This window comes from Arthrobacter sp. MPF02, from assembly GCF_046605375.1.
Lineage (GTDB): Bacteria > Actinomycetota > Actinomycetes > Actinomycetales > Micrococcaceae > Arthrobacter.
Genome location: NZ_CP176772.1, coordinates 2,678,216 through 2,701,593 on the forward strand (window position 1 = coordinate 2,678,216; position 23,378 = coordinate 2,701,593).

Consider the following 23,378-nt stretch of genomic DNA (forward strand, 5'->3'; position numbering starts at 1 on the left):
GGAGTATTACCAGCGGTAGTGTGCGAAGGCCTTGTTGGACTCGGCCATCTTGTGGGTGTCTTCGCGACGCTTCACAGCGGCACCGAGACCGTTGGAGGCATCCAGGATTTCGTTCTGGAGGCGCTCGGTCATGGTCTTCTCACGGCGGGCCTTGGAGTAGCCCACCAGCCACCGCAGGGCGAGTGCGGTGGAGCGGCCCGGCTTGACCTCAACCGGAACCTGGTATGTGGCGCCACCGACGCGGCGGGAGCGGACCTCGAGGGAAGGCTTGACGTTGTCCATGGCCTTCTTCAGGGCTGCAACGGGGTCACCGCCGGACTTGGCGCGGGCGCCTTCGAGGGCACCGTAGACGATGCGCTCTGCCGTGGACTTCTTGCCGTCAACGAGCACCTTGTTGATGAGCTGGGTGACCAGCGGGGAACCGTAGACCGGATCCGAAACGAGCGGCCGCTTGGGGGCCGGACCCTTGCGAGGCATATTACTTCTTCTCCATCTTTGCGCCGTAGCGGCTGCGGGCCTGCTTACGGTTCTTCACGCCCTGGGTATCGAGGGCGCCACGGACGATCTTGTAGCGGACACCCGGGAGGTCCTTCACACGACCACCGCGAACGAGCACAATGGAGTGCTCCTGCAGGTTGTGGCCAACACCGGGGATGTAGGCGGTTACTTCAATGCCGCCGTTGAGGCGCACACGTGCCACCTTACGCAGAGCCGAGTTCGGCTTCTTGGGGGTGGTGGTGTAAACGCGGGTGCAAACACCGCGGCGCATCGGGCTGCCCTTAAGGGCGGGAGCCTTGGTCTTTGAGACCTTCGGCGTGCGGCCCTTACGGACCAGCTGGTTAATCGTAGGCACTCTCGTGTTCTCCGTTTTATCCGGAGCAGCCGCTTCCGGCCGCTCTCTTGTTGCGTTGCCCCGCCGCCCGGGCCTTGGAGAAAAGCCCCAGGGCGGCGAAGGCGAAGCCTTAATAGTCGGATCACAAGCCAGTCGGGATGACGCGGAACGAAAAGTCCCTAGGCATGCGAAAATGTGGCATACGTTGCACAAGAACCCTGCAAACCGGAAACGTCGCTCTGGCCCAGCTTTCCAGCTGATACCGGCGCACTCATCCACTGCCACAATAACAATTGGTAACAAGTCTAGCATGGACGGCCTCCATGCCTTAATCAGGCCCCCACTCCCCAACTGAGTAGCGCTAACTGCCGTTATGGACCCTCAAAACGACAGTTGACGCTACTCAGTTGGGTTAAGCGGGAAGCCCCGCCTCCCCCTGCCGTGAAAGCAGGGTGAGGCGGGGCCGGCAGGAATTCCGTTTACCGGAAGTCGTTGCCCAGGTCGTAGTCATCCAGCGGGATGGCGTGGAACTCAGGAGCTCCCTCGCCGCCCAGGGTGTCGTACGAGAAGTCGCTGAACGCGCTGGGGCCGGTGAACAGGTTGGCCTTCGCTTCTTCAGTCGGCTCCACCGTGATCTCGGTGTAGCGCGGGAGGCCCGTGCCGGCCGGGATCAGCTTACCGATGATGACGTTCTCCTTGAGGCCCAGCAGCGGATCGCTCTTGCCTTCCATGGCCGCCTGCGTGAGGACGCGGGTGGTCTCCTGGAAGGAAGCTGCGGACAGCCAGGACTCGGTGGCCAGCGACGCCTTGGTGATACCCATGAGCTCGGGACGTCCGGAAGCCGGAGTCTTGCCCTCGGACACAACGCGGCGGTTGGCGTCCTCGAACCGGGCACGCTCTGCCAGCTCGCCGGGGAGCAGGTCGGAGTCACCGGACTCGATGACCGTGACGCGGCGCAGCATCTGGCGGACGATAACCTCGACGTGCTTGTCGTGGATACCGATGCCCTGGCTGCGGTACACGCCCTGGACCTCGTCCACCAGGAACTTCTGTGCAGCACGGGGACCCATGATGCGCAGCACCTGCTTGGGATCGACCGGACCGTTGATCAGCTTCTGGCCGACGGTGACGTGGTCGCCGTCTTCGATCAGCAGGCGTGAACGGCGCAGGACCGGGTAGGCGATCTCTTCGGTTCCGTCATCCGGAGTGATGACCAGGCGCATCTGGCGCTCGGACTCTTCGATGGTGATGCGACCGGCTGCCTCGGCAATCGGGGCGACGCCCTTCGGAGTACGGGCTTCGAAGAGCTCCTGGATACGGGGCAGACCCTGGGTGATGTCGTCACCGCCGCCGGCGGAGACTGCACCACCGGTGTGGAACGTACGCATGGTCAGCTGGGTACCGGGCTCACCGATGGACTGTGCGGCGATGATGCCCACGGCCTCGCCGATGTCCACGGTCTTGCCGGTGGCCAGCGAACGGCCGTAGCACAGGGCGCAGGTGCCGACGCTGGACTCACAGGTGAGCACGGAGCGGACCTTGACCTCGGTGATGCCTGCCTTAAAGAGCTCAGCGATGACGACGTCGCCGCAGTCGGTGCCGGCGGCCGCGAGGACGTTGCCCTCGGAGTCCACGACGTCGACAGCCAGCGTACGTGCGTAGGCGCTGTTCTCCACGTTCTCGTCCAGCACCAGCTCGCCGTTGGAGTCGGCGACGGCGATGGGCGTGACCAGGCCGCGCTCGGTGCCGCAGTCCTCTTCGCGGACGATGACGTCCTGGGACACGTCCACCAGGCGTCGGGTCAGGTAACCCGAGTTGGCGGTACGCAGAGCGGTATCGGCGAGGCCCTTACGGGCACCGTGCGTGGCGATGAAGTATTCCAGCACCGACAGGCCCTCGCGGTAGGAGGACTTGATGGGGCGCGGGATGATCTCACCCTTCGGGTTGGCCACCAGGCCACGGATACCCGCGATCTGGCGGACCTGCATCCAGTTACCACGTGCGCCGGAGGACACCATGCGGTTGATCGTGTTCATCGGGGACAGGCTCTCGCGCATCACCGAGGCGATGTCGTTGGTGGCCTTGTTCCAGATCTCGATCAGTTCCTGGCGGCGCTCGTCGTCGTCGATCAGGCCCTTGTCGTACTGGCCCTGGATCTTGGCGGCGCGCTCCTCGTAACCGGCGAGGATCTCCGGCTTTGCGGCCGGCACCTCGATGTCGGAGATGGCGACGGTGACGCCCGAACGCGTGGCCCAGTAGAAGCCGGCGTCCTTCAGGTTGTCCAGCGTTGCGGCGGTGACAACCTTCGGGTAGCGCTCCGCGAGGTCGTTGACGATGCGGGACAGCTCGCCCTTGTCGGCAACGGCCTCAACCCACGGGTAGTCCTCGGGCAGGGTCTCGTTGAAGATGACCTGGCCCAGGGAGGTCTTGACCAGCGCGGGCTGGCCCGGCTCCCAGCCCTCGGGAGCTTCCCAGCCGGCGTACGGCACGAAGTTCTCGAGGCGGATCTGGACCTGCGAGTTCAGGTGCAGTTCGCGGGCGTCGAACGCCATGATGGCTTCCGCCACCGAACCGAAGACACGGCCTTCACCGGCTGAACCCTTGCGCTTGGTGGTCAGGTGGTAGAGGCCGATGATCATATCCTGCGAAGGCAGGGTGACCGGGCGTCCGTCGGAGGGCTTCAGGATGTTGTTCGAGGACAGCATCAGGATGCGGGCCTCAGCCTGGGCTTCGGGGCTCAGCGGCAGGTGCACTGCCATCTGGTCGCCGTCGAAGTCGGCGTTGAAGGCGCCGCAGACCAGCGGGTGCAGCTGGATTGCCTTGCCTTCAACAAGCTGGGGCTCGAACGCCTGGATGCCCAGGCGGTGCAGGGTAGGTGCACGGTTGAGCAGCACCGGGTGTTCGGTGATGATCTCTTCGAGCACGTCCCACACCTGCGGACGGTAGCGCTCCACCATGCGCTTTGCCGACTTGATGTTCTGGGCGTGGTTGAGGTCAACCAGGCGCTTCATCACGAACGGCTTGAAGAGCTCCAGCGCCATCTGCTTGGGCAGGCCGCACTGGTGCAGCTTCAGCTGCGGACCGACGACGATGACCGAACGGCCCGAGTAGTCGACGCGCTTGCCGAGGAGGTTCTGGCGGAAACGGCCCTGCTTGCCCTTGAGCATGTCGCTCAGGGACTTCAGCGGACGGTTGCCCGGTCCGGTGACCGGACGGCCGCGGCGGCCGTTGTCGAAGAGGCTGTCAACAGCTTCCTGAAGCATGCGCTTCTCGTTGTTGACGATGATCTCCGGAGCACCCAGGTCAAGCAGGCGCTTGAGGCGGTTGTTGCGGTTGATCACGCGGCGGTACAGGTCGTTGAGGTCGGAGGTCGCAAAGCGGCCGCCGTCCAGCTGGACCATGGGGCGCAGTTCCGGCGGGATCACCGGGACGGCGTCGAGGACCATGCCAAGCGGGCTGTTGTTGGTGGTCAGGAATGCGTTGACCACCTTCAGGCGCTTGAGGGCGCGGGTCTTGCGCTGGCCCTTGCCGTTGGCGATGACGTCGCGCAGGATGTCGGACTCGGCCTGCATGTCGAAGTTCTCAAGGCGCTTCTTGATGGCTTCGGCACCCATGGAGCCTTCGAAGTACATGCCGTAGCGGTCGCGCAGCTCGCGGTACAGGCCTTCGTCACCCTCGAGGTCGGCGACCTTCAGGTTCTTGAAGCGGTCCCAGACCTGCTCGAGGCGCTCGATGTCGGCGTCGGCGCGCTTGCGCACGTTCGCCATCTGGCGGTCCGCGGAGTCGCGTGCCTTCTTCTTGTCGGCAGCCTTGGCGCCTTCGGCCTCCAGGCGGGCAAGCTCGCCTTCGAGGTCGCGGGCGATCGCCGCGATATCGGAGTCGCGGTTGTCGATCAGCTGCTTCTTTTCGATGTCGTGCTCAACCTGCAGGTTGGGCAGTTCCTCGTGGCGGGCGGCCTCGTCGACGCTGGTGATCATGTAGGCAGCGAAGTAGATGACCTTTTCGAGGTCCTTCGGAGCCAGGTCAAGGAGGTAGCCCAGGCGGGACGGAACACCCTTGAAGTACCAGATGTGCGTGACGGGTGCGGCCAGTTCGATGTGGCCCATGCGCTCACGGCGGACCTTGGCGCGGGTGACTTCGACGCCACAGCGCTCACAGATGATGCCCTTGAAGCGCACGCGCTTGTACTTGCCGCAGTAGCATTCCCAGTCGCGGGACGGGCCGAAGATCTTCTCGCAGAAGAGGCCGTCCTTCTCGGGCTTGAGCGTGCGGTAGTTGATGGTTTCCGGCTTCTTAACCTCGCCGTATGACCAGCCGCGGATGTCTTCCGCGGTGGCGAGGCCGATCTGCATGAGGCCGAAGGAGGATTCGCTGGACATATGGTCCCTGTTCTCTCTTGTTCTCTAAATTCTGAAGTCCTGGTGCGGAATGAGGGAGGTGGGGTACGACGGCGGGTGGGCACCCGCCGTCGTACGCCCGCCGTTAAACCTCTTCTACGGAGCTGGGCTCTGCACGAGACAGATCGATGCCCAGTTCTTCCGCAGCCGTGAAGACTGCGTCATCAGAGTCACGCATTTCAATCGTGGTTCCGTCCGTGGAAAGCACTTCCACGTTCAGGCACAGCGACTGCATTTCCTTGATCAGCACCTTGAAGGACTCGGGAACGCCCGGCTCCGGGATGTTCTCGCCCTTGACGATGGCCTCGTAGACCTTCACGCGGCCGTGGATGTCATCGGACTTGATGGTCAGGAGCTCCTGGAGGGTGTATGCGGCGCCGTATGCTTCCAGCGCCCACACTTCCATTTCACCGAAGCGCTGGCCGCCGAACTGTGCCTTACCACCCAGCGGCTGCTGCGTGATCATGGAGTACGGGCCGGTGGAGCGGGCGTGGATCTTGTCGTCCACCAGGTGGTGGAGCTTCAGGATGTACATGTAGCCCACGGAGATCGGATCCGGGAACGGCTCGCCGGAGCGGCCGTCGAACAGGCGGGTCTTGCCGGAGGAGTTGATCAGGCGCTCACCGTCGCGGGTCACGTTGGTGGAGTCGAGCAGGCCCGTGATTTCTTCTTCGCGGGCACCGTCGAACACCGGCGTGGCAACAGTGGTGGGGCCACTCTCGCGCGGCAGGTTGGGCAGCTGCTTGACCCACTCGGGCTCGCCTTCGATCTTCCAACCTGTCTTGGCCACCCAGCCGAGGTGCGTTTCGAGCACCTGGCCCACGTTCATACGGCCCGGAACACCCAGCGGGTTCAGGACGATGTCAACGGGGGTGCCGTCGGCAAGGAAGGGCATGTCCTCGACCGGGAGGATCTTGGAGATAACACCCTTGTTGCCGTGGCGGCCGGCGAGCTTGTCGCCGTCGGTGATCTTGCGCTTGGCAGCGACGTAGACGCGGACCAGCTGGTTGACGCCCGGGGGCAGTTCGTCGTCGTTGTCGCGGTCGAAGACGCGCACGCCGATGACGGTGCCGGACTCGCCGTGGGGCACCTTCAGGGAGGTGTCACGCACTTCGCGGGACTTCTCGCCGAAGATGGCGCGCAGCAGGCGCTCTTCCGGGGTCAGTTCGGTTTCACCCTTCGGGGTGACCTTGCCGACCAGGATATCGCCGGCCTCAACCTCGGCACCAATGTGGATGATGCCGCGCTCGTCCAGGCCTGCCAGAACTTCCTCGGACACGTTGGGGATGTCACGGGTGATTTCCTCGGCACCGAGCTTGGTGTCGCGGGCATCGATCTCGTGCTCCTCGATGTGGATGGAGGACAGGACGTCCTCGGCCACGATGCGCTGCGAGAGGATGATGGCGTCCTCGAAGTTGTGGCCTTCCCAGGACATGAATGCCACGAGGAGGTTCTTGCCGAGGGCGAGTTCACCCTGGTCCGTGGCCGGGCCGTCGGCAATGATGCCGCCGACTTCCAGGCGCTGGCCTTCGTTCACCAGGACGCGGTGGTTGTAGCAGTTGCCCTGGTTGGAGCGGGCGAACTTGTTGATGCGGTAGTTCGTTTCCGTACCGTCGTCGTTGAGCATGATGACGAGTTCGGCGGAGACCTCGGTAACCACACCGGCCTTCTTGGCGATGACGACGTCGCCGGCGTCCACGGCTGCGGCGCGTTCCATGCCGGTGCCCACGAACGGAGCCTCGGAACGGACCAGCGGCACGGCCTGGCGCTGCATGTTGGCGCCCATGAGTGCGCGGTTGGCGTCGTCGTGCTCGAGGAACGGGATCAGGGCGGTAGCCACGGACACCATCTGGCGCGGGGAAACGTCCATGAACTCGACGTCCTCGGCCGGAACCAGGACGGGCTCGCCTCCACCACCGCGGGCACGGACCAGGACGGTCTCTTCAGCGAAGCGGTTGTTTTCGTCCAGCGGGGCGTTGGCCTGGGCGATCAGCACCTCGGCCTCGTCGTCTGCCGTGAGGTACTGGACCTCGTCGGAGACAACGCCGTCCTTGACCTTGCGGTAAGGAGTCTCGATGAAGCCGAACGGGTTGATGCGTCCGTAGGAGGCCAGCGAGCCGATCAGACCAATGTTCGGGCCTTCAGGGGTTTCGATGGGGCACATGCGTCCGTAGTGGGACGGGTGCACGTCACGGACTTCCATGCCGGCGCGGTCACGGGACAGGCCGCCGGGGCCAAGGGCCGAGAGGCGGCGCTTGTGGGTCAGGCCGGAGAGCGGGTTGTTCTGGTCCATGAACTGCGACAGCTGGGAGGTTCCGAAAAACTCCTTGATGGCTGCCACAACCGGGCGGATGTTGATCAGGGTCTGCGGCGTGATGGCCTCGACGTCCTGGGTAGTCATACGCTCACGGACCACGCGCTCCATGCGGGACAGGCCGGTGCGGACCTGGTTCTCGATGAGCTCGCCCACGGCGCGGATACGGCGGTTGCCGAAGTGGTCGATATCGTCGATCTCGACGCGGAGGTCCACTTCCTGGCCGTCGCGGACGCCCTTGATGGTCTTCTCGCCGGCGTGCAGCGCGACGAGGAACTTGATCATGGCGACGATGTCTTCAACGTGCAGGACCGAGGCTTCCTTGTCGCCAAGGGAGCGGTCGATGCCCAGCTTGCGGTTGATCTTGTAGCGGCCAACCTTGGCCAGATCGTAGCGCTTGGAGTTGAAGTACAGGTTGTCCAGCAGGGACTGGGCAGCCTCGACGGTGGGCGGCTCGCCCGGACGCAGCTTGCGGTAGATGTCCAGCAGGGCGTCTTCGCGGGTTTCGGTGGCGTCCTTCTCCAGCGTGGCGCGCATGGAGTCGTACTGGCCGAACTCTTCGAGGATCTGGCCTTCGGTCCAGCCGAGGGCCTTCAGCAGCACGGTGACGGACTGCTTGCGCTTGCGGTCGAGCCGGACACCAACCTGGTCGCGCTTGTCGATTTCGAGCTCAAACCAGGCACCGCGGGACGGGATGATCTTGGCGGTGAAGATGTCCTTGTCGCTGGTCTTGTCAGCGGCACGCTCGAAGTAGGCGCCCGGGGAACGGACCAGCTGGGACACGACGACACGCTCGGTGCCGTTGACCACGAAGGTGCCCTTCTCGGTCATCAGCGGGAAGTCGCCCATGAACACGGTCTGCTGCTTGATTTCGCCCGTGTTGTTGTTCATGAACTCGGCCTTGACGTACAGCGGAGCGGAATATGTGGCGTCCCGGTCCTTGCACTCGGCCATGGTGTACTTGGGGTCGGCGAACTCCGGGTCGGAGAAGCTCAGGGACATGGTGCCCTGGAAATCCTCGATCGGGGAGATTTCTTCGAAGATGTCCGAGAGGCCGGACGTGGTAGCGACGCTGAGATCGTTTTCTTCGACAGCCTTTGCTACGCGTGCCTGCCAGCGCTCATTGCCGACCAGCCAGTCGAAGCTGTCCGTCTGCAGGGCAAGCAGATTCGGAACGTCAAGAGGTTCGTGAATCTTTGCGAATGAGAGCCGGCGAGTGGCACCATCAGTGCTGTCGGCGGTGTTAGCGGTTTCGTTATTAGAGGTGCTCGAGGCGACCAAGAGGGATCCTTCCACAGACCTTCAGGCGTTTTCAGATCTCCCCCGCTGTGCACCCTGCGGAGATACTCCGCAGCGCTACCATCCGGTTCCGCTATATGACCCGGGACCTGTACCGGCTATGCTGTGACGTTGTTACGGCACGTTGATTGCCAGCTGCCAGGCGAAGCCCACCGCTATATGAAGGCTGAAGGTAAACAGGGAAGACGCAAATATCTACGATACGGCAAAACCGCCTACGTGTCTACCCCACATCCGCCCGGAATGCAAGCACCTGTTTTCTGCCCTGCCGGGAGCTGCAAAAGTTCCGCCATGCGCCCTTCCTCCGCGCCGCCGTCGCGCTTCCCATAATGATGAACGAACCTCCGCCCTCCGCGGCAGGAATGCCTGCACAGGCCCGGGCGTTTGAATAGTTAGGTGACCCGGGTCACGATACCCTTGGTGCCTACATCGGATCGGAGCGGAAGAGACAACAATGGGCAACTCTCCTGACAACAGCGACGTTGTTATCCTCGCAGCGGCACGGACGCCGACAGGCCGCATCAACGGCCAGCTGGCGAGTTTCACGGCGGTGGACCTGGGCGCGCACGCCATCAGGGCCGCGCTGGACGCCAGCGGTGTGGAAGCGGCGGACGTCGAAGCGGTGATCATGGGCCAGGTGCTGCAGGCGGGCGCCGGCCAGAACCCGGCGCGGCAAAGCTCGATCGGCGCCGGCATCGGCTGGAACGTACCCGCCGTAACCGTAAACAAGGTGTGCCTGTCCGGGCTGACGGCGGTAATTGACGCAGCCCGGATGATCCGGAGCGGCGAGGCGAAGGTGATCGTGGCCGGCGGCCAGGAATCGATGACCCGCGCGCCCCACCTGCTCCCCGGCTCGCGGCAGGGCTGGACATACGGTTCCATCCAGGCGCTGGACGCTGCCGCCCACGATGGACTGACCGACGCCTTCGACGGACAGTCCATGGGCCTGTCCACCGAAACCCGGAACCTCACGCTGGGCATCGACCGGACGGCCCAGGACAACGTGGCAGCGCAGTCCCACCAGAGGGCGGCGCTGGCCGCCAAGAACGGAACGTTCGACGACGAGATCGCTCCCATCAGCGTGAAGCAGCGCAAGGGCGATCCGATCGTGGTGGACACCGATGAGGGCGTCCGGCCCAACGCGTCCATCGAGTCGCTCGCGGGCCTCCGGGCGGCCTTCGTCACGGACGGCACCATCACTGCCGGCAATTCCTCTCCCCTGTCTGACGGAGCCGCCGCACTGGTGCTGTCCTCCCGTGGCTACGCGGAGGAACACGGCCTGGAGTACCTCGCCGTCGTGGGAAAGCCGGGGCAGGTTGCCGGACCTGACAACTCCCTGCACTCGCAGCCCTCGAACGCCATCATGAACGCGCTGGGCAAGGCCGGCTGGAAGGTGGCTGACCTCGACTTCGTTGAAATCAACGAGGCCTTCGGATCAGTGGCCGTCCAGTCCCTCAAGGACCTGGACTACCCCCTGGAGAAGTGCAACATCCACGGCGGAGCCATCGCCCTCGGACACCCGATCGGTGCCTCCGGTGCCCGGTTGGCAGCGCACGCGGCCCATGAACTTCGACGCCGCGGAACGGGCAAGGCCGCCGTGTCCCTGTGCGGAGGCGGCGGACAGGGCGAGGCCCTCCTGCTGTACCGCGACTGATGGCGGGCGCAGCTGCGAACGGAACGGCCGGCGTCGGGCAGGAGCGTTTCCTGGCCGACGCCGCGGCCCGTGGCCTGCAGGTGGAAGTGGTGGAAAGGCCCGCCGCCAGGAGCCTTGAGGAAGCGGCCGGCATCCTGGGCATCAGCCCGGCGGACATCGTCAAGTCATTGGTGGTCAAGCACAAGGACGGGACGTTCCTGTTTGCCCTGATTCCCGGCGACCGGCAGATTTCCTGGCCGAAACTGAGGACCCTGGTAGGCGTCAACAAACTCTCGCTGCCGCCGGCGGACGTGGCGCTGGAAGCCACCGGCTACGAGCGCGGGACCATTACGCCGCTCGGAAGCACCAACCCCTGGCCGGTCTACGCGGACGCCACCATCACCGGCCGGCGGATTTCCATGGGGGCCGGAGCGCACGGCTATAGCGCCTTCGTGGACGCGGACGCCCTCACCGCCGCCCTCGACGCAGTGGTGGCGGACATCTCCGACCCCAACTAGGTAGCGCCAACTGTCGTTTTGAGGCCCCAAAACGGCAGTTCGCGCTACCTAGTTGGGCCGGGACGCAGAAAACCCCGCCCACCGGAGTGGACGGGGTTTTCCGGGAGAATGCGCTGTTACTTGAGGGTAACGGTGGCGCCTGCAGCCTCGAGCTGCTCCTTAGCCTTCTCGGCGGTCTCCTTGTTGGCACCTTCGAGGACAGCCTTGGGGGCACCGTCAACCAGGTCCTTGGCTTCCTTGAGGCCGAGGGAGGTGATGGCGCGAACTTCCTTGATGACTGCGATCTTCTTGTCACCGGCAGCTTCGAGGATGACGTCGAAGTCGGTCTTCTCTTCAGCCTCTTCTGCGGCACCACCGGCAGCGGGGCCGGCAACTGCGACAGCGGCAGCGGTAACTTCGAAGGTCTCTTCGAAGAGCTTGACGAACTCGGAGAGCTCGATGATGGTCAGTTCCTTGAAAGCTTCAATGAGCTCTTCGTTGCTGAGCTTCGCCATGGTAGGCGTCCTTCCTGTTGTGGTGTCCGGCGGCACGGGGCCGGGGCGGACACCGGAGTCTTGTTGGGGAGAGAGAATTAGTTCTCTTCGGCTGCAGGAGCCTCGGCGGGAGCCTCGGCTACTGCTTCAGCTGAAGAGTCAGCAGATTCTTCAGCGGCAGGCGCTTCGGCAGCAGCCGGGGCACCGTTCTCTTCTTCAAGCTTGAGGCGCAGTGCGTCAATGATGCGTGCAGCTGCGGCGGCGGGTGCCTTGAGGACGCCTGCAACCTTGGCGAGCTGCAGCTCGCGGGACTCGAGCGCTGCCAGTGCGGCAACCTCGCTGGCATCCAGTGCCTTGCCCTCGAAGTAACCGGTCTTGATGACCAGCTGCTTGTTGGCCTTGGCAAAATCCGTCAGGCTCTTGGCAGCGGCAACTGCGTCACCCTTGATGAACGCGATGGCAGTGGGGCCGGCAAGCTGGCCGTCGAATGCTTCGACGCCGGCTTCCTTGGCTGCAATGGCGGTCAGGGTGTTCTTGACGACCGCGAACTTGGTGTCCTGGCCGAGAGAAACACGCAGCTGCTTGAGCTGTGCAACGGTGAGCCCGCGGTATTCGGTCAGGACAGCGGCGTTCGATTCATTGAAATCGTTAGTGATCTCAGCTACTGCTGAAACCTTGGTAGGCGTTGCCATAACCCTCCTTCCGGGGATAGTGCCGGTATTCGACGGTCCCCGCTCAGGTGAGCTATAACTAAAAACGCCCCGCGCAGATGCACGGGGCTTGGCTCAACACGGTTATCCATGGAGCTTTGCTTCGTTCACCTGCGCCGGCCGCCCTATGTCAGGGTCCTTCGTCAAGAAAGCCACTAGACCTCCCGCGCACAACCACAGAGGTGGGCTGTGTTCGAAAGAGTGGATTTCCATTAACCGACGGTCTTTGGTCATCCCAGTCTACGGGAGGGCCCGGTACTCCACCAAATCGTGCTTCAGCTGCTGCTCCGCGTATGCAGCTTTGGCAGCTCTTTCTGCCAGATCCCTGTAACGCCTGCCGTGTGGAAACCCAGCTGCTGGTTCACCGTCAGCAGGTACCGGTTCTCCGGGGCGTTCCAGGTGTAGATAACACGTGCATCCGGAAACTGTTCGGAGAGCCGTTCCATGTTGGCCACCTTGATCAGCAGCCCCAGTTTGTTGCCGCGGTGCTCCTGCAGGACCAGGGTGTCGTCCTGGAAGACGACGTCCGCCCGGTGCGCCAGGACCGTGATGGTGGTCAGCCCCACCAGGGTGCCCGAGGCGAGATGCTCGACGGCGGTGACCACCGTCCGCCTACCCTGCGCAATGGCGACGTCCTCCGCTTCCCGGAGGATGCCGCCGTCGAACACCAAGTCCTGCTCCACCGGCACGTCCAGGGCAGGATCGACGCCGGCGCCCGCCTGGTTCTCGAGGGTGGCGACAGCCTCCAGCCAGCGGTCGGGGCAGCGGTCGGTCCAGTGGTGCAGCCGGTACCGGCCGTTGTTGGCTTCCTCCGCCTCGGCCTGCAGGTCGGCTACCAGCTTGGAGTCCAGCGGCAGCGAGCAGGCGCTGAACTGCTCGATGTGCTGAAGGGTGTAACCCGTCTTCTGCGCGAACTCCACCTCACGGCTCTCCAGGGGCACGAATCCCTGCCCGGAACCTGGCACCAGTTGGGCCTTTTCAAACTCGTGAAGCGACGCGCCGGGGTGGTTGGTGTCCACCAGGATCATGGTGCGGCCTTCAGCGCGGGCAAGGTGCTCGGCAGCCTCCAGCAGCCGCCGTCCGACACCCTGGCGCTGGAACTCCGGGAGGATGTCCAGGGTGAACTCCGCCAGGTCAAGGTGGTCCGTCATGGGCAGCGCGATGTCCACGGTGCCGACGATTTCGCCGCCCACTTTGGCCACCAAAATGAGCTGCCGCTCGTAGGGGTCCTCGAACTCAAGCAGCTTCTCCAGCGGCCCGTAGGCGAGGTCGTCACTCCCCCACGTCTGCATCCTGACCTTGCGCCCCACCTCGACGGCGGCCAGGAAGTCGGCTGCGTCCGGCGCGTCCAGGGAATCGGGAATCCATAGCTGCTCGATCTTCACGTCCATTTCGGGCATTATCCCAGCCGTTTCTGCCACTCACCCTCATAGCCTGCGGGTTTGAATCCAAGCGCGATATTAATCGCCAGCATATGCTGGTTTTCGCTCGCGTTCCACGTCAATATCGAACGCGCCGACCGCCACCGGGCCTGGGCACGCCGCAGGTTGGCCAGCTTGATGAGCATGCCAAGGCGGTGTCCGCGGTGGTCCCCCGCCACGAGGGTGTCCTGCTGGGCGATTGACGCGGGAACCGCAGGGCGCCAATTCAGGACGGTGTAGGCAACCAGTTCGCGGGTTTCCCTGTGCAGGGCCGCGGCCACTACGGATTGCACGCTACTGCGTACCATGGCCTGCTCCTCCTGCCGCATTGCGCGGGATCCCAGGCTTCCCGTTCCCAGTCAAGCCCCGCCGTGGGAACGTCTTCGCTCATGCGGGCCTTCAGTTCCGCATAGCCCGGCAGCAGGTCCGCGGGGCATTCCTCGTCCCAGCCGGTCAATTCGTAGTCTCCGGCCTTCGCCAGCGCTTCAGCTTCCAGCCCGGCCAGCAGGTCCGGCGGGACCGGAAGGGACAGCGTGCTGGAGCGTTCCACCTGCTCGAGCTCGTATCCGGCGGCCATGGCAAAAGCGGTTGCAAGGTCGTTCAGCGGGAGCCCGCCTGCGCCGGACTTGGCGGGAACCATGACGGAGCCAGGCTGTACGAGTCCGAGCGGGACTTCGTGATACGCGTCGAGGGACGTGCGGCCGCGGCCCCGGGCGAGGGACTCAGCATGTTCCAGGAGTGCCCGGCCGTACCCCCTGCGGCGGAAGTGCGGGCCAACCAGGACATCGATGCCGGCCCTTGCGGTGTTTTCCCGCAGGGGCAGGGTGACCGAGCACAGCCCCAAGGGCTGCCCGTCGAGCCTGGCCAGGAACAGGTGCCTTTCTTCGTAGTCGGTGCCCCGCCAGTATTCGAGTGCTTCAGGCAGGGTAAGGCACCGGTCCAGATTGCCCCAGAGTTCGAGTTCGTGGTCCTCGCGCATCGCCTGGCAGGCGGCAAAGTCCGGGGCTGGCACGACGGCGGCCGGCCGGGTCCCGGTGCCAGGCCCGGGCTGGGCGTTCCCCGGCCCTGCAAGGGGACTGGCAACGCGGGCAATCGAAAGGGCGCCAAGCGCGGGAGCCCCTAATGGTTGAAAGGGCTCCTTGGCGGCCATTTCCCCAGCTTAGGCAGAGCCGGGAACCAAGTTAAGCAAAAACCGCCCGGCACTGGGCCGGGCGGTTTTTCAGCTGCCCCGGATTGCTCCGGGACGTGGCTCAAGAGGACTTACGCCTCGATGAGCACCTTGGTGACGTTCGGGTCAACCGAGATGCCGGGACCGAAGGTGGTGGCAACGGTTGCCTTCTGGATGTAGCGGCCCTTGGCAGCCGAAGGCTTCAGGCGAAGAACCTCTTCCAGTGCGGCGGCGTAGTTCTCGGCCAGCTTGGTGGCGTCGAACGAAACCTTGCCGATGATGAAGTGCAGGTTGGAGTGCTTGTCGACGCGGAAGTCGATCTTTCCACCCTTGATGTCGTTGACGGCCTTCGTGACGTCGGGGGTCACGGTGCCCGTCTTCGGGTTCGGCATGAGGTTGCGGGGGCCCAGGACCTTACCGAGGCGGCCAACCTTGCCCATGAGGTCAGGGGTGGCGACGGCGGCGTCGAAGTCGGTCCAGCCGCCGGCGATCTTCTCGATCAGGTCATCGGAACCAACGAAGTCGGCGCCGGCAGCGAGTGCTGCTTCGGCCTTGTCACCCGTGGCGAAAACCAGGACGCGGGCTGTCTTACCGGTGCCGTGGGGCAGGTTGACAGTGCCGCGGACCATCTGGTCAGCCTTGCGGGGGTCGACGCCGAGGCGGAAGGCAACCTCAACGGTGGCGTCGAACTTGGACGGGTTGGTGTCCTTGGCGAGCGTTACTGCCTCGAACGGGGCGTAGAACTTGCCCGTCTCGATCTTGGCGGCTGCTGCCTCATATGCTTTGCTGCGCTTTGCCATGCTGCTTATTTCTCCTTGTGCAGTTGTGGTCTGCGGACCGCGCTGGGCCCTGCCACAGTCGGGGTCCCGGTCTCGTTATCCGGCCCGGTGCCCGACATTTCAATTTTTTGTGGTGCCGGTTTCCCGGCGGTGCCGCCCGTCGTCGTCATGCATCCGACTCCGGAAAGGCTGCGGGGGTGGTTAGCCCTCGACGGTGATGCCCATGGACCGGGCGGTGCCGGCGATGATCTTGGCTGCGCCTTCGAGGCTGGTGGCGTTGAGGTCTTCCATCTTGGTGGAGGCGATCTCGTTGACCTGGGCCTGGGTCAGCTTTGCAACCTTGACGGTGTGCGGGGTGGCGGAACCCTTGGCGACGCCTGCAGCCTTCTTGATGAGCTCTGCAGCCGGCGGGGTCTTGGTGATGAACGTGAAGGAGCGGTCCTCGTAGACCGTGATTTCCACGGGGATGACGTTTCCGCGCTGGGCTTCCGTCGCAGCGTTGTACGCCTTGCAGAATTCCATGATGTTGACACCGTGCTGGCCAAGCGCAGGACCGATCGGCGGAGCCGGGTTAGCGGCACCTGCCTGGATCTGCAGCTTGATGAGGCCGGTGACCTTCTTCTTGGGAGCCAATGTAGGGTCCTTCTCTCAATAACGTCCTGGGACACAGGAGCGTGCCTCAGGTTTTTGGCCGCCATGGCGAGGCAGCCGGCCGTTCCGGCACCGCTAAGCGGGCGGCACCGGTACGAAATCTAGGGTTGTCAGATCTTGGTGACCTGGTTGAACGCCAGGGTGACCGGCGTCTCGCGCTCGAAGATGGAAACCAGGACCACGAGGGTCTGGGACTCGGGCTTGATCTCGGAGATCGTGGCGGGAAGGGTTTCGAACGGGCCTTCCTTGACGATGACGGACTCGCCGACCTCGAAGTCGACAGCCACGGGAGCCTGGTTCTGCTTGTTGACCGGCTTGCCCTTCTCGGCCTGCTCTTCTTCGAAGACCGGGGCCAGCATGGAGAAGACCTCGTCCAGGCGCAGCGGCACGGGGTTGTGGGCGTTGCCCACGAAGCCGGTCACGCCCGGGGTGTGGCGGACCGCGCCCCAGGAGGCGTCGGTCAGGTCCATGCGGACGAGGACGTAGCCGGGGATGCGGACACGGTTGATGATCTTGCGCTGGGCGTTCTTGATCTCAACCACTTCTTCCATGGGCACCTGGATTTCGAAGATGTAGTCTTCCATGTCCAGGGTCTGGATGCGGGTTTCGAGGTTGGCCTTCACTCGGTTTTCGTAACCGGCGTAGGAGTGGATGACGTACCAGTCACCTTCCTGGCGGCGCAGCTTGGCCTTGAATTCCTCGGCGGGATCGGCGGCCGTGGCGGCGGCAGCAGCGGCGAGGGCGTCACCGGACTGGTCGTCGCCGGCGTCCCCTTCAACTGCTGCAGCGTCGGAGAAGGCGTCCCCGGATTCGGGCGCGGAGGATTCAACCCCAGACTCGTCACCGGCTTCTGCCGTGATGTCCGCGGACTCTTCCAGCTCAGTCTCGGTTACCCCGAGCTCCTGCTCAGACACTTGGTCTCCTGCTTCCTCATTGCCTAACATGCCTATTTAAATGGCTCAATTCCGCACACCGGCGCTTGCCTCCGGTTTCCCGGGGAAGCGCGCAGCCTGCGGACCGTGCAGCCTTAGCTGTCCGTGGAGCCGGTACCGCCGAAGATCCAGCCGACAGCGGTTCCGAAACCGATATCCAGCAGGCTGACGATGACCATCATGATGGCCACGAACACCAGCACCACGAGCGTGTAATTGATCAGTTCCTTGCGGGTTGGTGCAACAACCTTCTTCAGTTCGCCGATGATTTGGCGGATGAAGAGCGCAATGCGGGCGAAGATGCTTGCCTTGGCGTCCTTCTTAGCTGGGCGGCCCCTGGAGCTGCTGGCAGCTGTTTCGGTCACCTGGTCCTCGCTCATCTTTGCAATGCTGGATACCCGGCCCTGATCAGAACCATGGTTGCTGCGCTTGCCCCGGATTTGTGCCCGGGACAGCTTGCGCAGGGCAGACAGGACTCGAACCTGCAACCTGCGGTTTTGGAGACCGCTGCGCTACCAATTGCGCCACTACCCTATGGAGTGAATGTCCTCGGAAGATGAACCGCCAGCTGAAACTGGGGCGCACGCCATCATCCGTGTTTTCAACACCGGTGAACCAGTCTACGGCAACATCTTCGCGTTCGTAAAACCAGCCCGTTTCCGGCCCCTTTCGCTGCGCTGTCCGCCGTGTCTGCCAGGGGCAGTCACATTTCAAGACAGGCACCCCGGAGGGTCCGGTGAACAGCATAGAGTAGAACTCGTCGAATCCCACATTCCAGCCTCACGGCTGCAAGCGAAGAACGGACCTGCCATGTCTGCCGCCCGCGTTTCCCAGCGCATTTCCGCTATTGCCGAATCCGCAACCCTTGCCGTTGACGCCAAGGCGAAGGCGCTCAAGGCAGCTGGCCGGCCGGTTATTGGCTTCGGCGCAGGCGAACCGGACTTCCCCACCCCGGACTACATTGTCCAGGCGGCCATCGACGCCGCCAGCCAGCCCAAGTACCACCGCTACTCCCCCGCCGGCGGGCTGCCGGAACTGAAAAAGGCCATTGCGGAGAAGACGCTCCGGGACTCGGGCTACACCGTCGATCCTTCCCAGGTGCTGGTGACCAATGGCGGCAAGCAGGCCGTGTACAACACCTTCGCCACCCTGGTGGACCCGGGCGACGAAGTCATTGTCCCCACCCCGTTCTGGACCACGTACCCGGAGGCGATCCGGCTGGCCGGCGGCGTGCCGGTTGAGGTGTTCGCCGGCCCGGAACAGGACTACCTGGTGACGGTCGAACAGCTGGAAGCAGCCGTCACGGACCGGACCAAGATCCTGCTGTTCGTCTCGCCGTCGAATCCCACGGGGTCTGTGTATTCCCCGGAGCAGGTTGCGGAGATCGGCAAGTGGGCCGCGGCCAAGGGCCTGTGGGTGGTTACCGACGAAATCTACGAGCACCTGACCTACGACGGCGTTCCGTTCACCTCCATTGCCACCGCCGCCCCTGAACTGGGCGACAAGGTGGTCATCCTCAACGGCGTGGCCAAGACCTACGCGATGACCGGCTGGCGCGTGGGCTGGATGATCGGCCCGGCAGACGTCATCAAGGCCGCCACCAACCTGCAGTCACACGCAACCTCCAACGTCTCCAACATTCCCCAGATCGCGGCCCTTGCCGCCGTCTCCGGACCGCTGACCGCCGTCGACGAGATGAAGGTGGCCTTCGATCGCCGCCGAAAGGCCATCGTTGCCGGCCTGAACGCGATCGAGGGCGTGGAATGCCCGACGCCGAAGGGCGCCTTCTACGTCTACGCGGACGTCCGCGGGCTGCTGGGCAAGGAATTCCCGACGGCGGCCGGTACCGCCACGCCGCAGACCTCCGCCGAGCTGGCCTCGCTGATCCTCGATGAGGTTGAGGTGGCAGTGGTGCCAGGCGAGGCGTTTGGCCCGTCCGGCTACCTGCGACTGTCCTACGCCCTCGGTGACGAGGACCTGGCCACCGGCGTGCAGCGCCTGCAGGACTTCCTCGGCAAGGCCCAGTAGGGCGCCCTCTCACATTCTGCACAAAAGCCGCAAACGCTCTCCCACTCTCTTCAGGAATGTGGGAGAGCGTTGCGGTTTAACGTGCATCGGGTGGGAGAGCGTCGGTTAGAGGAGGCGGCGTTCGGCGGCCCACTTGGTGAGTTCGTGGCGGCTGGAGAGCTGTAGCTTCCGCAGGACCGCCGAAACGTGGGTTTCTACAGTTTTGATGCTGATGAACAGTTCCTTGGCCACCTCCTTGTAGCTGTAGCCGCGTGCGATCAGGCGCATGACTTCCAGCTCCCGTGCCGAGAGCTTGTCCAGTTCGTCGTCGGCGATGTCCGCCGGGGCTGTGCCAAAGGCGTCCAGGACGAACCCTGCCAGCCGCGGCGAGAACACGGCGTCGCCACCGGCCACACGGAAGACGGCGTCGGTGATCTCTGCACCGGAAATTGTCTTGGTCACATACCCGCGGGCGCCGGCGCGGATTACCGCCACCACGTCTTCCGCGGCATCCGAGACGCTCAGGGCAAGGAACCGGGTGGAGCCCAGCAGCGCGGTAGACCCTGCGATGACCTCGCGTCCGCCGCCGCCCAGGCCGCCGGGAAGGTGCACGTCCAACAGCACGACGTCGGGGCGCTGCTCCGCGATGACCGCAACAGCCTGTTCCACGGTGGCAGCTTCGCCCACCACGTGGATGCGGGGACCGAGGTCGGCCTTCAGGCCGGAACGGAAGATGGCGTGGTCGTCGACGATGACCACGCGGACAGGGTTCGCGGGGCGGGCATCGGTGGCCCCTTGGGTCAGGTTCATGGTTTTCCTTCCGCAGCATCCGTGCCCGCGGTCTGCAGCCGCAGGCGGACCTCCGTGCCGGTGCCTGTGTTGAGGATCGCGGCGGTGCCGCCGTGCCGTTTCATTCGGCCAATGATGGACTCGCGGACGCCGAGCCGGTCCTCCGGCACGTCCGAGAGTTCAAAGCCGGGACCCCTGTCCTTGATGAAGATCTCCGCCTGCGCCTCGGAGGCCTCCAGGTAGACCGAGACTGTGCCGCCCCCGTGCCGGGAGGCGTTGAGCATGGCTTCGCGGCCGGCCTGCACCATGGCCTCGTGGGCCTCGGTCATGGCTGTGTCCCCCACGCTGACAACCTCGACGGCGTTGCCCAGCAGGTCTTCCACCTCGGCTGCCGCAGCCTTGATCCGGTCCGAAAGCTGGCCCGCCTCCCGGCCCGGGTCCTGGAACAGCCACCCCCGGAGTTCCCGCTCCTGCGCCCGTGCCAGCCGGACGACGTCGTGCTCGTTGCCTGCGCGGCGCTGGATCAGGGCAAGCGTCTGCAGGACCGAATCATGGAGGTGGGCGGCGATCTCCGCCCGCTCCATCTCCCGGATGCGGCCGGCCCGCTCCGACTCCAGGTCCCGCCAGAACCTCAGCGCCCAGGGAAGCAGGACGAGCACCACCCCGCCCAGGACAGCCACCGAGGACAGCAGGGCAAGCCAGGTCTGTTCCCAGGAGCCTGAGCCGGACACCATCACCAGCACGCCGGCCACCACCAGCGCCAGGCCCGCGGCCAGCCGCGCCCAGCCGCCGGCCTGGTCAGCCTTGGTCTTGTCCACCAAGCCCGCGCGCCGGGTCTCGTCGAGCTGCATCCAGGCGATGGAGGCACCGCCCAGCACCGCCGCGGCGGGGATCAGGGTTCCCAACGGAACGTCCACGCCCAGCATCTGAGCGATCATGATTCCGGCCACCAGCAGCAGGCCGCAGCCGAGCAGTATTTCCTTGCCATACCTCATGCTGCGGAAACGGAACCAGGGCGTTGGCTCGGGCCGGCCGGCATCCGCCGTGCTGCTGCCGGGAACTCCGGGCAAAGGCGAGGTACCCGCTACAGGTGGAGGGCCGGGCAGAGGGGCGGCGGACATGTCCACGGCTGCGGGGCCCTGGGCTCGTACAGCAGGACCCGCGGCTCCCGGGGCGAAGGCCCCGGGGCCGGACGGCTGGCTCACGGCAGGGGCAATGGGCGACGCCGGGCGGCGGGCGTTGCGCCGGGCGGCCTCATCGGCGGTGGGAACCATGATCCACAGCCAGGCATAAAACACCAGGCCCGCACCACCGGCAAGGGTTGCAAGCGCCATGCCCACCCGCACATTCCTGACCGGCCAGCCCAGGTGGACCGCCAGGCCGGAGCACACGCCGGCGATGACGCGGTCGCTGCTGCGGGCCAGCGGCGGTCTTACGGGGATGGTGGTCATGGAACAATCCAAGCACGGATCAGGGTTCCCCGGACCGCTTTCCGGCATCAACCGGGGGCGGCTCAGGGGCCGGTCAGGGTATCCCCCAGTAGAGCGCTGACCTGCACAAACAGGAGGATTTAGGTATGAACTCGCAGACCCCCTCCCCCAACGACGGCCAGCCCACCGAGCCCCTGCCGGCAGGCAACCAGTGGCCCACCGAGCCCCTGCCGTCATCATCGACCACACCTTCGAATCCTTCCGGGCGCACCTCCGCAGCACAGGACTCCGGTTCGCAGCATAGCGCCGGGAACGACGCCGGCCACACCGGCAGCAGCGGCGACGCTGGCTACCCGGACCAACAGGGCAGCCAGGACGCGCCGTCCGGCCAGTTGCCCGGCCCGCGGTACGGCTCCTCCACCTCCGCACAATCCACCTCCGCACAGTCCACGGACTTCTTCAGTTGGGTCCGCAGCCACGGGATCTACCGGGGCAGCGACCGCTGGGTGGGCGGCGTTTCCAGCGGAATCGCCCACCGGCTAGGCGTCGATCCGCTCATCATCCGCGGCGTCTTTATTGTCCTCACCCTCTTCGCGGGCATCGGCGTCCTGCTGTACGGCCTCGCCTGGGCCTTCCTGCCGGAACCGGACGGAAGGATCCACGTCCAGGAAGCCGGAACCGGCCGCTGGTCCACGGGCATGACAGGTTCGCTGATCGCCACTGTCATCGGCCTGACCGGGCTGGGCGGGGGCTTCTGGGGATGGAGCCACAACGGCTTCGGCGGATTCCTCTGGACAGTCTTCTGGGTGGGCGGCGCCATCTACCTGATCTACTATCTCTCCCAGCGCAACAAGGGCACCCGGCCCGCCATGGCCGGGCAGCAAACCAGCGGATACAGCAGCACTTACGGCGCGGACTACGGAACGTCCGGCACCTCATCCTTCCCGGAAACCGGCACCACCTACGGCACCTCCCCGGCCTCGGGCTCCATGCCGTCCTACGGCGGCAGCTATGGCGGCGGCTCCTTCGGCGACGGAACCGGCAGCAGCGGAACCCCTTACGGCGGCAGCACCCCGCGGCCGCCGAAACCACGGCCGGCGGGCCCCGGAGCTCCCGCCGTCGCCATCGCCGCAGGAGCAGCACTGCTGGCAGGCGGCGGACTCAAGGCCCTGGACGTTGCCAACGTCATCAACCTCGGCGACTCCGCAAACGCCATCATGTGGGCCACCGCTGCGGCGGTTCTAGGCCTTGGCATCCTGATCTCAGGAATCCGCGGCCGGACTGCCGGCATCCTCAGCCTCTTTGCGGTGATCGCCCTGATTGCCGGCGGCGTGTACAACGTGGTGGGCAACGGCGACCGGCTCCGGTTCCAGCAGGTCAACTGGAGTCCGGCGAGCATCGCCGAGGCCCGTGACGGAATCGACATCACCGCCGGTCGGGGAACGGTGAACCTCACCAACCTGGGCGCGACCGCCCCGCTACCCTCCGACGTCGTAATTCCGCTGGACATCACGGCCAGCAACGTCACCGTGGTTATCCCGGACAACGTTCCGGTGGACATCAAAGCCGATATGACCATGGGAAACCTCAATGAGGCGACGGGCCAGCGCGGCGGCACCACCACCCGCGAAAGCAGCTACAACACCGACGAACCCGGTCCCACGCTGGTCGTCCAGATCGACGGCACCTTCAGCAACGTCACCATCGAGGAAGGCAACGCAAGATGAGCAACAGCAATCCGGCATCGGACCCCTACGTGCCCGGCAGCTACTCTACGGAATCGCCGACGCCGGCGGGCAGCGGGACCACGGAACCGGCAACCGCCCGGGTGGGCACCGTAGTCTGGGGACTTATCGTCCTGGCACTTGCGGCTCTCGTCATCGTCGCCCAGCTGGGGTTCGTTACCCTCAATGGCACGTATGTACTGATCGGCCTCATGATCGGAGCCGGCGCGGCACTGGTGGTGGGCGGCCTGCTCTTCGCCCGGAAACGTGACAACGACACAACAACACGGAAGTCTTGAGC

General features: G+C 64.9%; 20 protein-coding genes and 1 tRNA gene. 5 read left to right on the forward strand and 16 right to left on the reverse strand.

The features are described 5' to 3' along the window. Positions 1–6: 6 nt before the first annotated feature. The 4 genes from rpsG to rpoB form a co-directional block, all read right to left on the reverse strand. The gene (rpsG, locus tag ACLH0K_RS12630) at positions 7–477 is read right to left on the reverse strand and encodes a 30S ribosomal protein S7 (protein ID WP_003803829.1); all 471 of its coding nucleotides are present in this window, start codon (positions 475–477) and stop codon (positions 7–9) included. Between the two features lies 1 nt (position 478). Continuing rightward, a complete protein-coding gene (rpsL, locus tag ACLH0K_RS12635; protein WP_003803830.1) occupies positions 479–853 on the reverse strand; it encodes a 30S ribosomal protein S12 in 375 nt (124 codons plus the stop codon). A gap of 458 nt (positions 854–1,311) precedes the next feature. Next, a complete protein-coding gene (locus ACLH0K_RS12640) occupies positions 1,312–5,211 on the reverse strand; it encodes a DNA-directed RNA polymerase subunit beta' (RefSeq protein WP_411373918.1) in 3,900 nt (1,299 codons plus the stop codon). A 103-nt stretch (positions 5,212–5,314) separates the two neighbouring features. Further along, on the reverse strand, positions 5,315–8,824 hold the full coding sequence (rpoB, locus tag ACLH0K_RS12645) for a DNA-directed RNA polymerase subunit beta (RefSeq protein WP_411373919.1): 3,510 nt from the start codon (positions 8,822–8,824) through the stop codon (positions 5,315–5,317). A 472-nt stretch (positions 8,825–9,296) separates the two neighbouring features. Here rpoB and ACLH0K_RS12650 point away from each other — a divergent pair, with 472 nt between their 5' ends. Beyond that, positions 9,297–10,496: an acetyl-CoA C-acetyltransferase gene (locus tag ACLH0K_RS12650; protein WP_411373920.1), complete on the forward strand. Its 1,200-nt coding sequence runs from the start codon at positions 9,297–9,299 to the stop codon at positions 10,494–10,496. Next, entirely contained in the window at positions 10,496–10,993 is a 498-nt protein-coding gene (locus ACLH0K_RS12655; RefSeq protein WP_411373921.1) for an aminoacyl-tRNA deacylase, read from the forward strand. Before ACLH0K_RS12650 ends, ACLH0K_RS12655 begins: the two co-directional genes overlap by 1 nt. 116 nt (positions 10,994–11,109) lie before the next feature. Here ACLH0K_RS12655 and rplL read toward each other — a convergent pair whose 3' ends face one another. The 10 genes from rplL to ACLH0K_RS12705 form a co-directional block, all read right to left on the reverse strand. Then, positions 11,110–11,487: a 50S ribosomal protein L7/L12 gene (gene rplL / locus ACLH0K_RS12660; protein WP_377214658.1), complete on the reverse strand. Its 378-nt coding sequence runs from the start codon at positions 11,485–11,487 to the stop codon at positions 11,110–11,112. Between the two features lie 77 nt (positions 11,488–11,564). Continuing rightward, complete coding sequence (gene rplJ, locus ACLH0K_RS12665; protein ID WP_411373922.1) at positions 11,565–12,158, reverse strand: 50S ribosomal protein L10; 594 nt, start codon at positions 12,156–12,158, stop codon at positions 11,565–11,567. 293 nt (positions 12,159–12,451) lie between these two features. Next, on the reverse strand, positions 12,452–13,576 hold the full coding sequence (locus tag ACLH0K_RS12670; protein WP_411373923.1) for a GNAT family N-acetyltransferase: 1,125 nt from the start codon (positions 13,574–13,576) through the stop codon (positions 12,452–12,454). Continuing rightward, positions 13,576–13,905, reverse strand: a complete 330-nt coding sequence (locus ACLH0K_RS12675) for a hypothetical protein (RefSeq protein WP_411373924.1) — start codon at positions 13,903–13,905, stop codon at positions 13,576–13,578. The genes ACLH0K_RS12670 and ACLH0K_RS12675 overlap by 1 nt, the downstream gene beginning before the upstream one ends. Further along, positions 13,878–14,747, reverse strand: coding sequence for an N-acetyltransferase family protein (locus ACLH0K_RS12680; protein WP_411373925.1), 870 nt, complete (start codon positions 14,745–14,747; stop codon positions 13,878–13,880). Before ACLH0K_RS12680 ends, ACLH0K_RS12675 begins: the two co-directional genes overlap by 28 nt. Before the next feature lie 110 nt (positions 14,748–14,857). After that, the gene (gene rplA, locus ACLH0K_RS12685) at positions 14,858–15,565 is read right to left on the reverse strand and encodes a 50S ribosomal protein L1 (RefSeq protein WP_411373926.1); all 708 of its coding nucleotides are present in this window, start codon (positions 15,563–15,565) and stop codon (positions 14,858–14,860) included. 180 nt (positions 15,566–15,745) lie between these two features. After that, a complete protein-coding gene (rplK, locus tag ACLH0K_RS12690; RefSeq protein WP_003803853.1) occupies positions 15,746–16,177 on the reverse strand; it encodes a 50S ribosomal protein L11 in 432 nt (143 codons plus the stop codon). A gap of 128 nt (positions 16,178–16,305) precedes the next feature. Then, the gene (gene nusG / locus ACLH0K_RS12695; protein WP_411373927.1) at positions 16,306–17,109 is read right to left on the reverse strand and encodes a transcription termination/antitermination protein NusG; all 804 of its coding nucleotides are present in this window, start codon (positions 17,107–17,109) and stop codon (positions 16,306–16,308) included. A gap of 113 nt (positions 17,110–17,222) precedes the next feature. Then, entirely contained in the window at positions 17,223–17,507 is a 285-nt protein-coding gene (gene secE / locus ACLH0K_RS12700; protein ID WP_411373928.1) for a preprotein translocase subunit SecE, read from the reverse strand. Positions 17,508–17,588: 81 nt separating this feature from the next. Next, positions 17,589–17,661, reverse strand: a tRNA-Trp gene (locus ACLH0K_RS12705). 276 nt (positions 17,662–17,937) lie between these two features. Here ACLH0K_RS12705 and ACLH0K_RS12710 point away from each other — a divergent pair. Beyond that, a complete protein-coding gene (locus tag ACLH0K_RS12710) occupies positions 17,938–19,155 on the forward strand; it encodes a pyridoxal phosphate-dependent aminotransferase (protein WP_411373929.1) in 1,218 nt (405 codons plus the stop codon). A gap of 105 nt (positions 19,156–19,260) precedes the next feature. On the opposite strand, the gene ACLH0K_RS12715 is transcribed toward ACLH0K_RS12710, so the two are convergent. Together ACLH0K_RS12715 and ACLH0K_RS12720 are read right to left on the reverse strand one after the other, a co-directional pair. Then, positions 19,261–19,944 (reverse strand): LuxR C-terminal-related transcriptional regulator, encoded by a 684-nt coding sequence (locus tag ACLH0K_RS12715; RefSeq protein ID WP_411373930.1) that lies wholly within the window; start codon positions 19,942–19,944, stop codon positions 19,261–19,263. Continuing rightward, positions 19,941–21,374 carry a PspC domain-containing protein gene (locus ACLH0K_RS12720; RefSeq protein WP_411373931.1) on the reverse strand — a complete coding sequence of 478 codons (1,434 nt, stop codon included), beginning with the start codon at positions 21,372–21,374 and terminating at the stop codon, positions 19,941–19,943. The genes ACLH0K_RS12715 and ACLH0K_RS12720 overlap by 4 nt, the downstream gene beginning before the upstream one ends. Before the next feature lie 125 nt (positions 21,375–21,499). Here ACLH0K_RS12720 and ACLH0K_RS12725 point away from each other — a divergent pair, with 125 nt between their 5' ends. Then, positions 21,500–23,080 (forward strand): PspC domain-containing protein, encoded by a 1,581-nt coding sequence (locus ACLH0K_RS12725; protein ID WP_411373932.1) that lies wholly within the window; start codon positions 21,500–21,502, stop codon positions 23,078–23,080. Then, the gene (locus ACLH0K_RS12730) at positions 23,077–23,376 is read left to right on the forward strand and encodes a hypothetical protein (protein ID WP_411373933.1); all 300 of its coding nucleotides are present in this window, start codon (positions 23,077–23,079) and stop codon (positions 23,374–23,376) included. Before ACLH0K_RS12725 ends, ACLH0K_RS12730 begins: the two co-directional genes overlap by 4 nt. Positions 23,377–23,378: the final 2 nt, after the last annotated feature.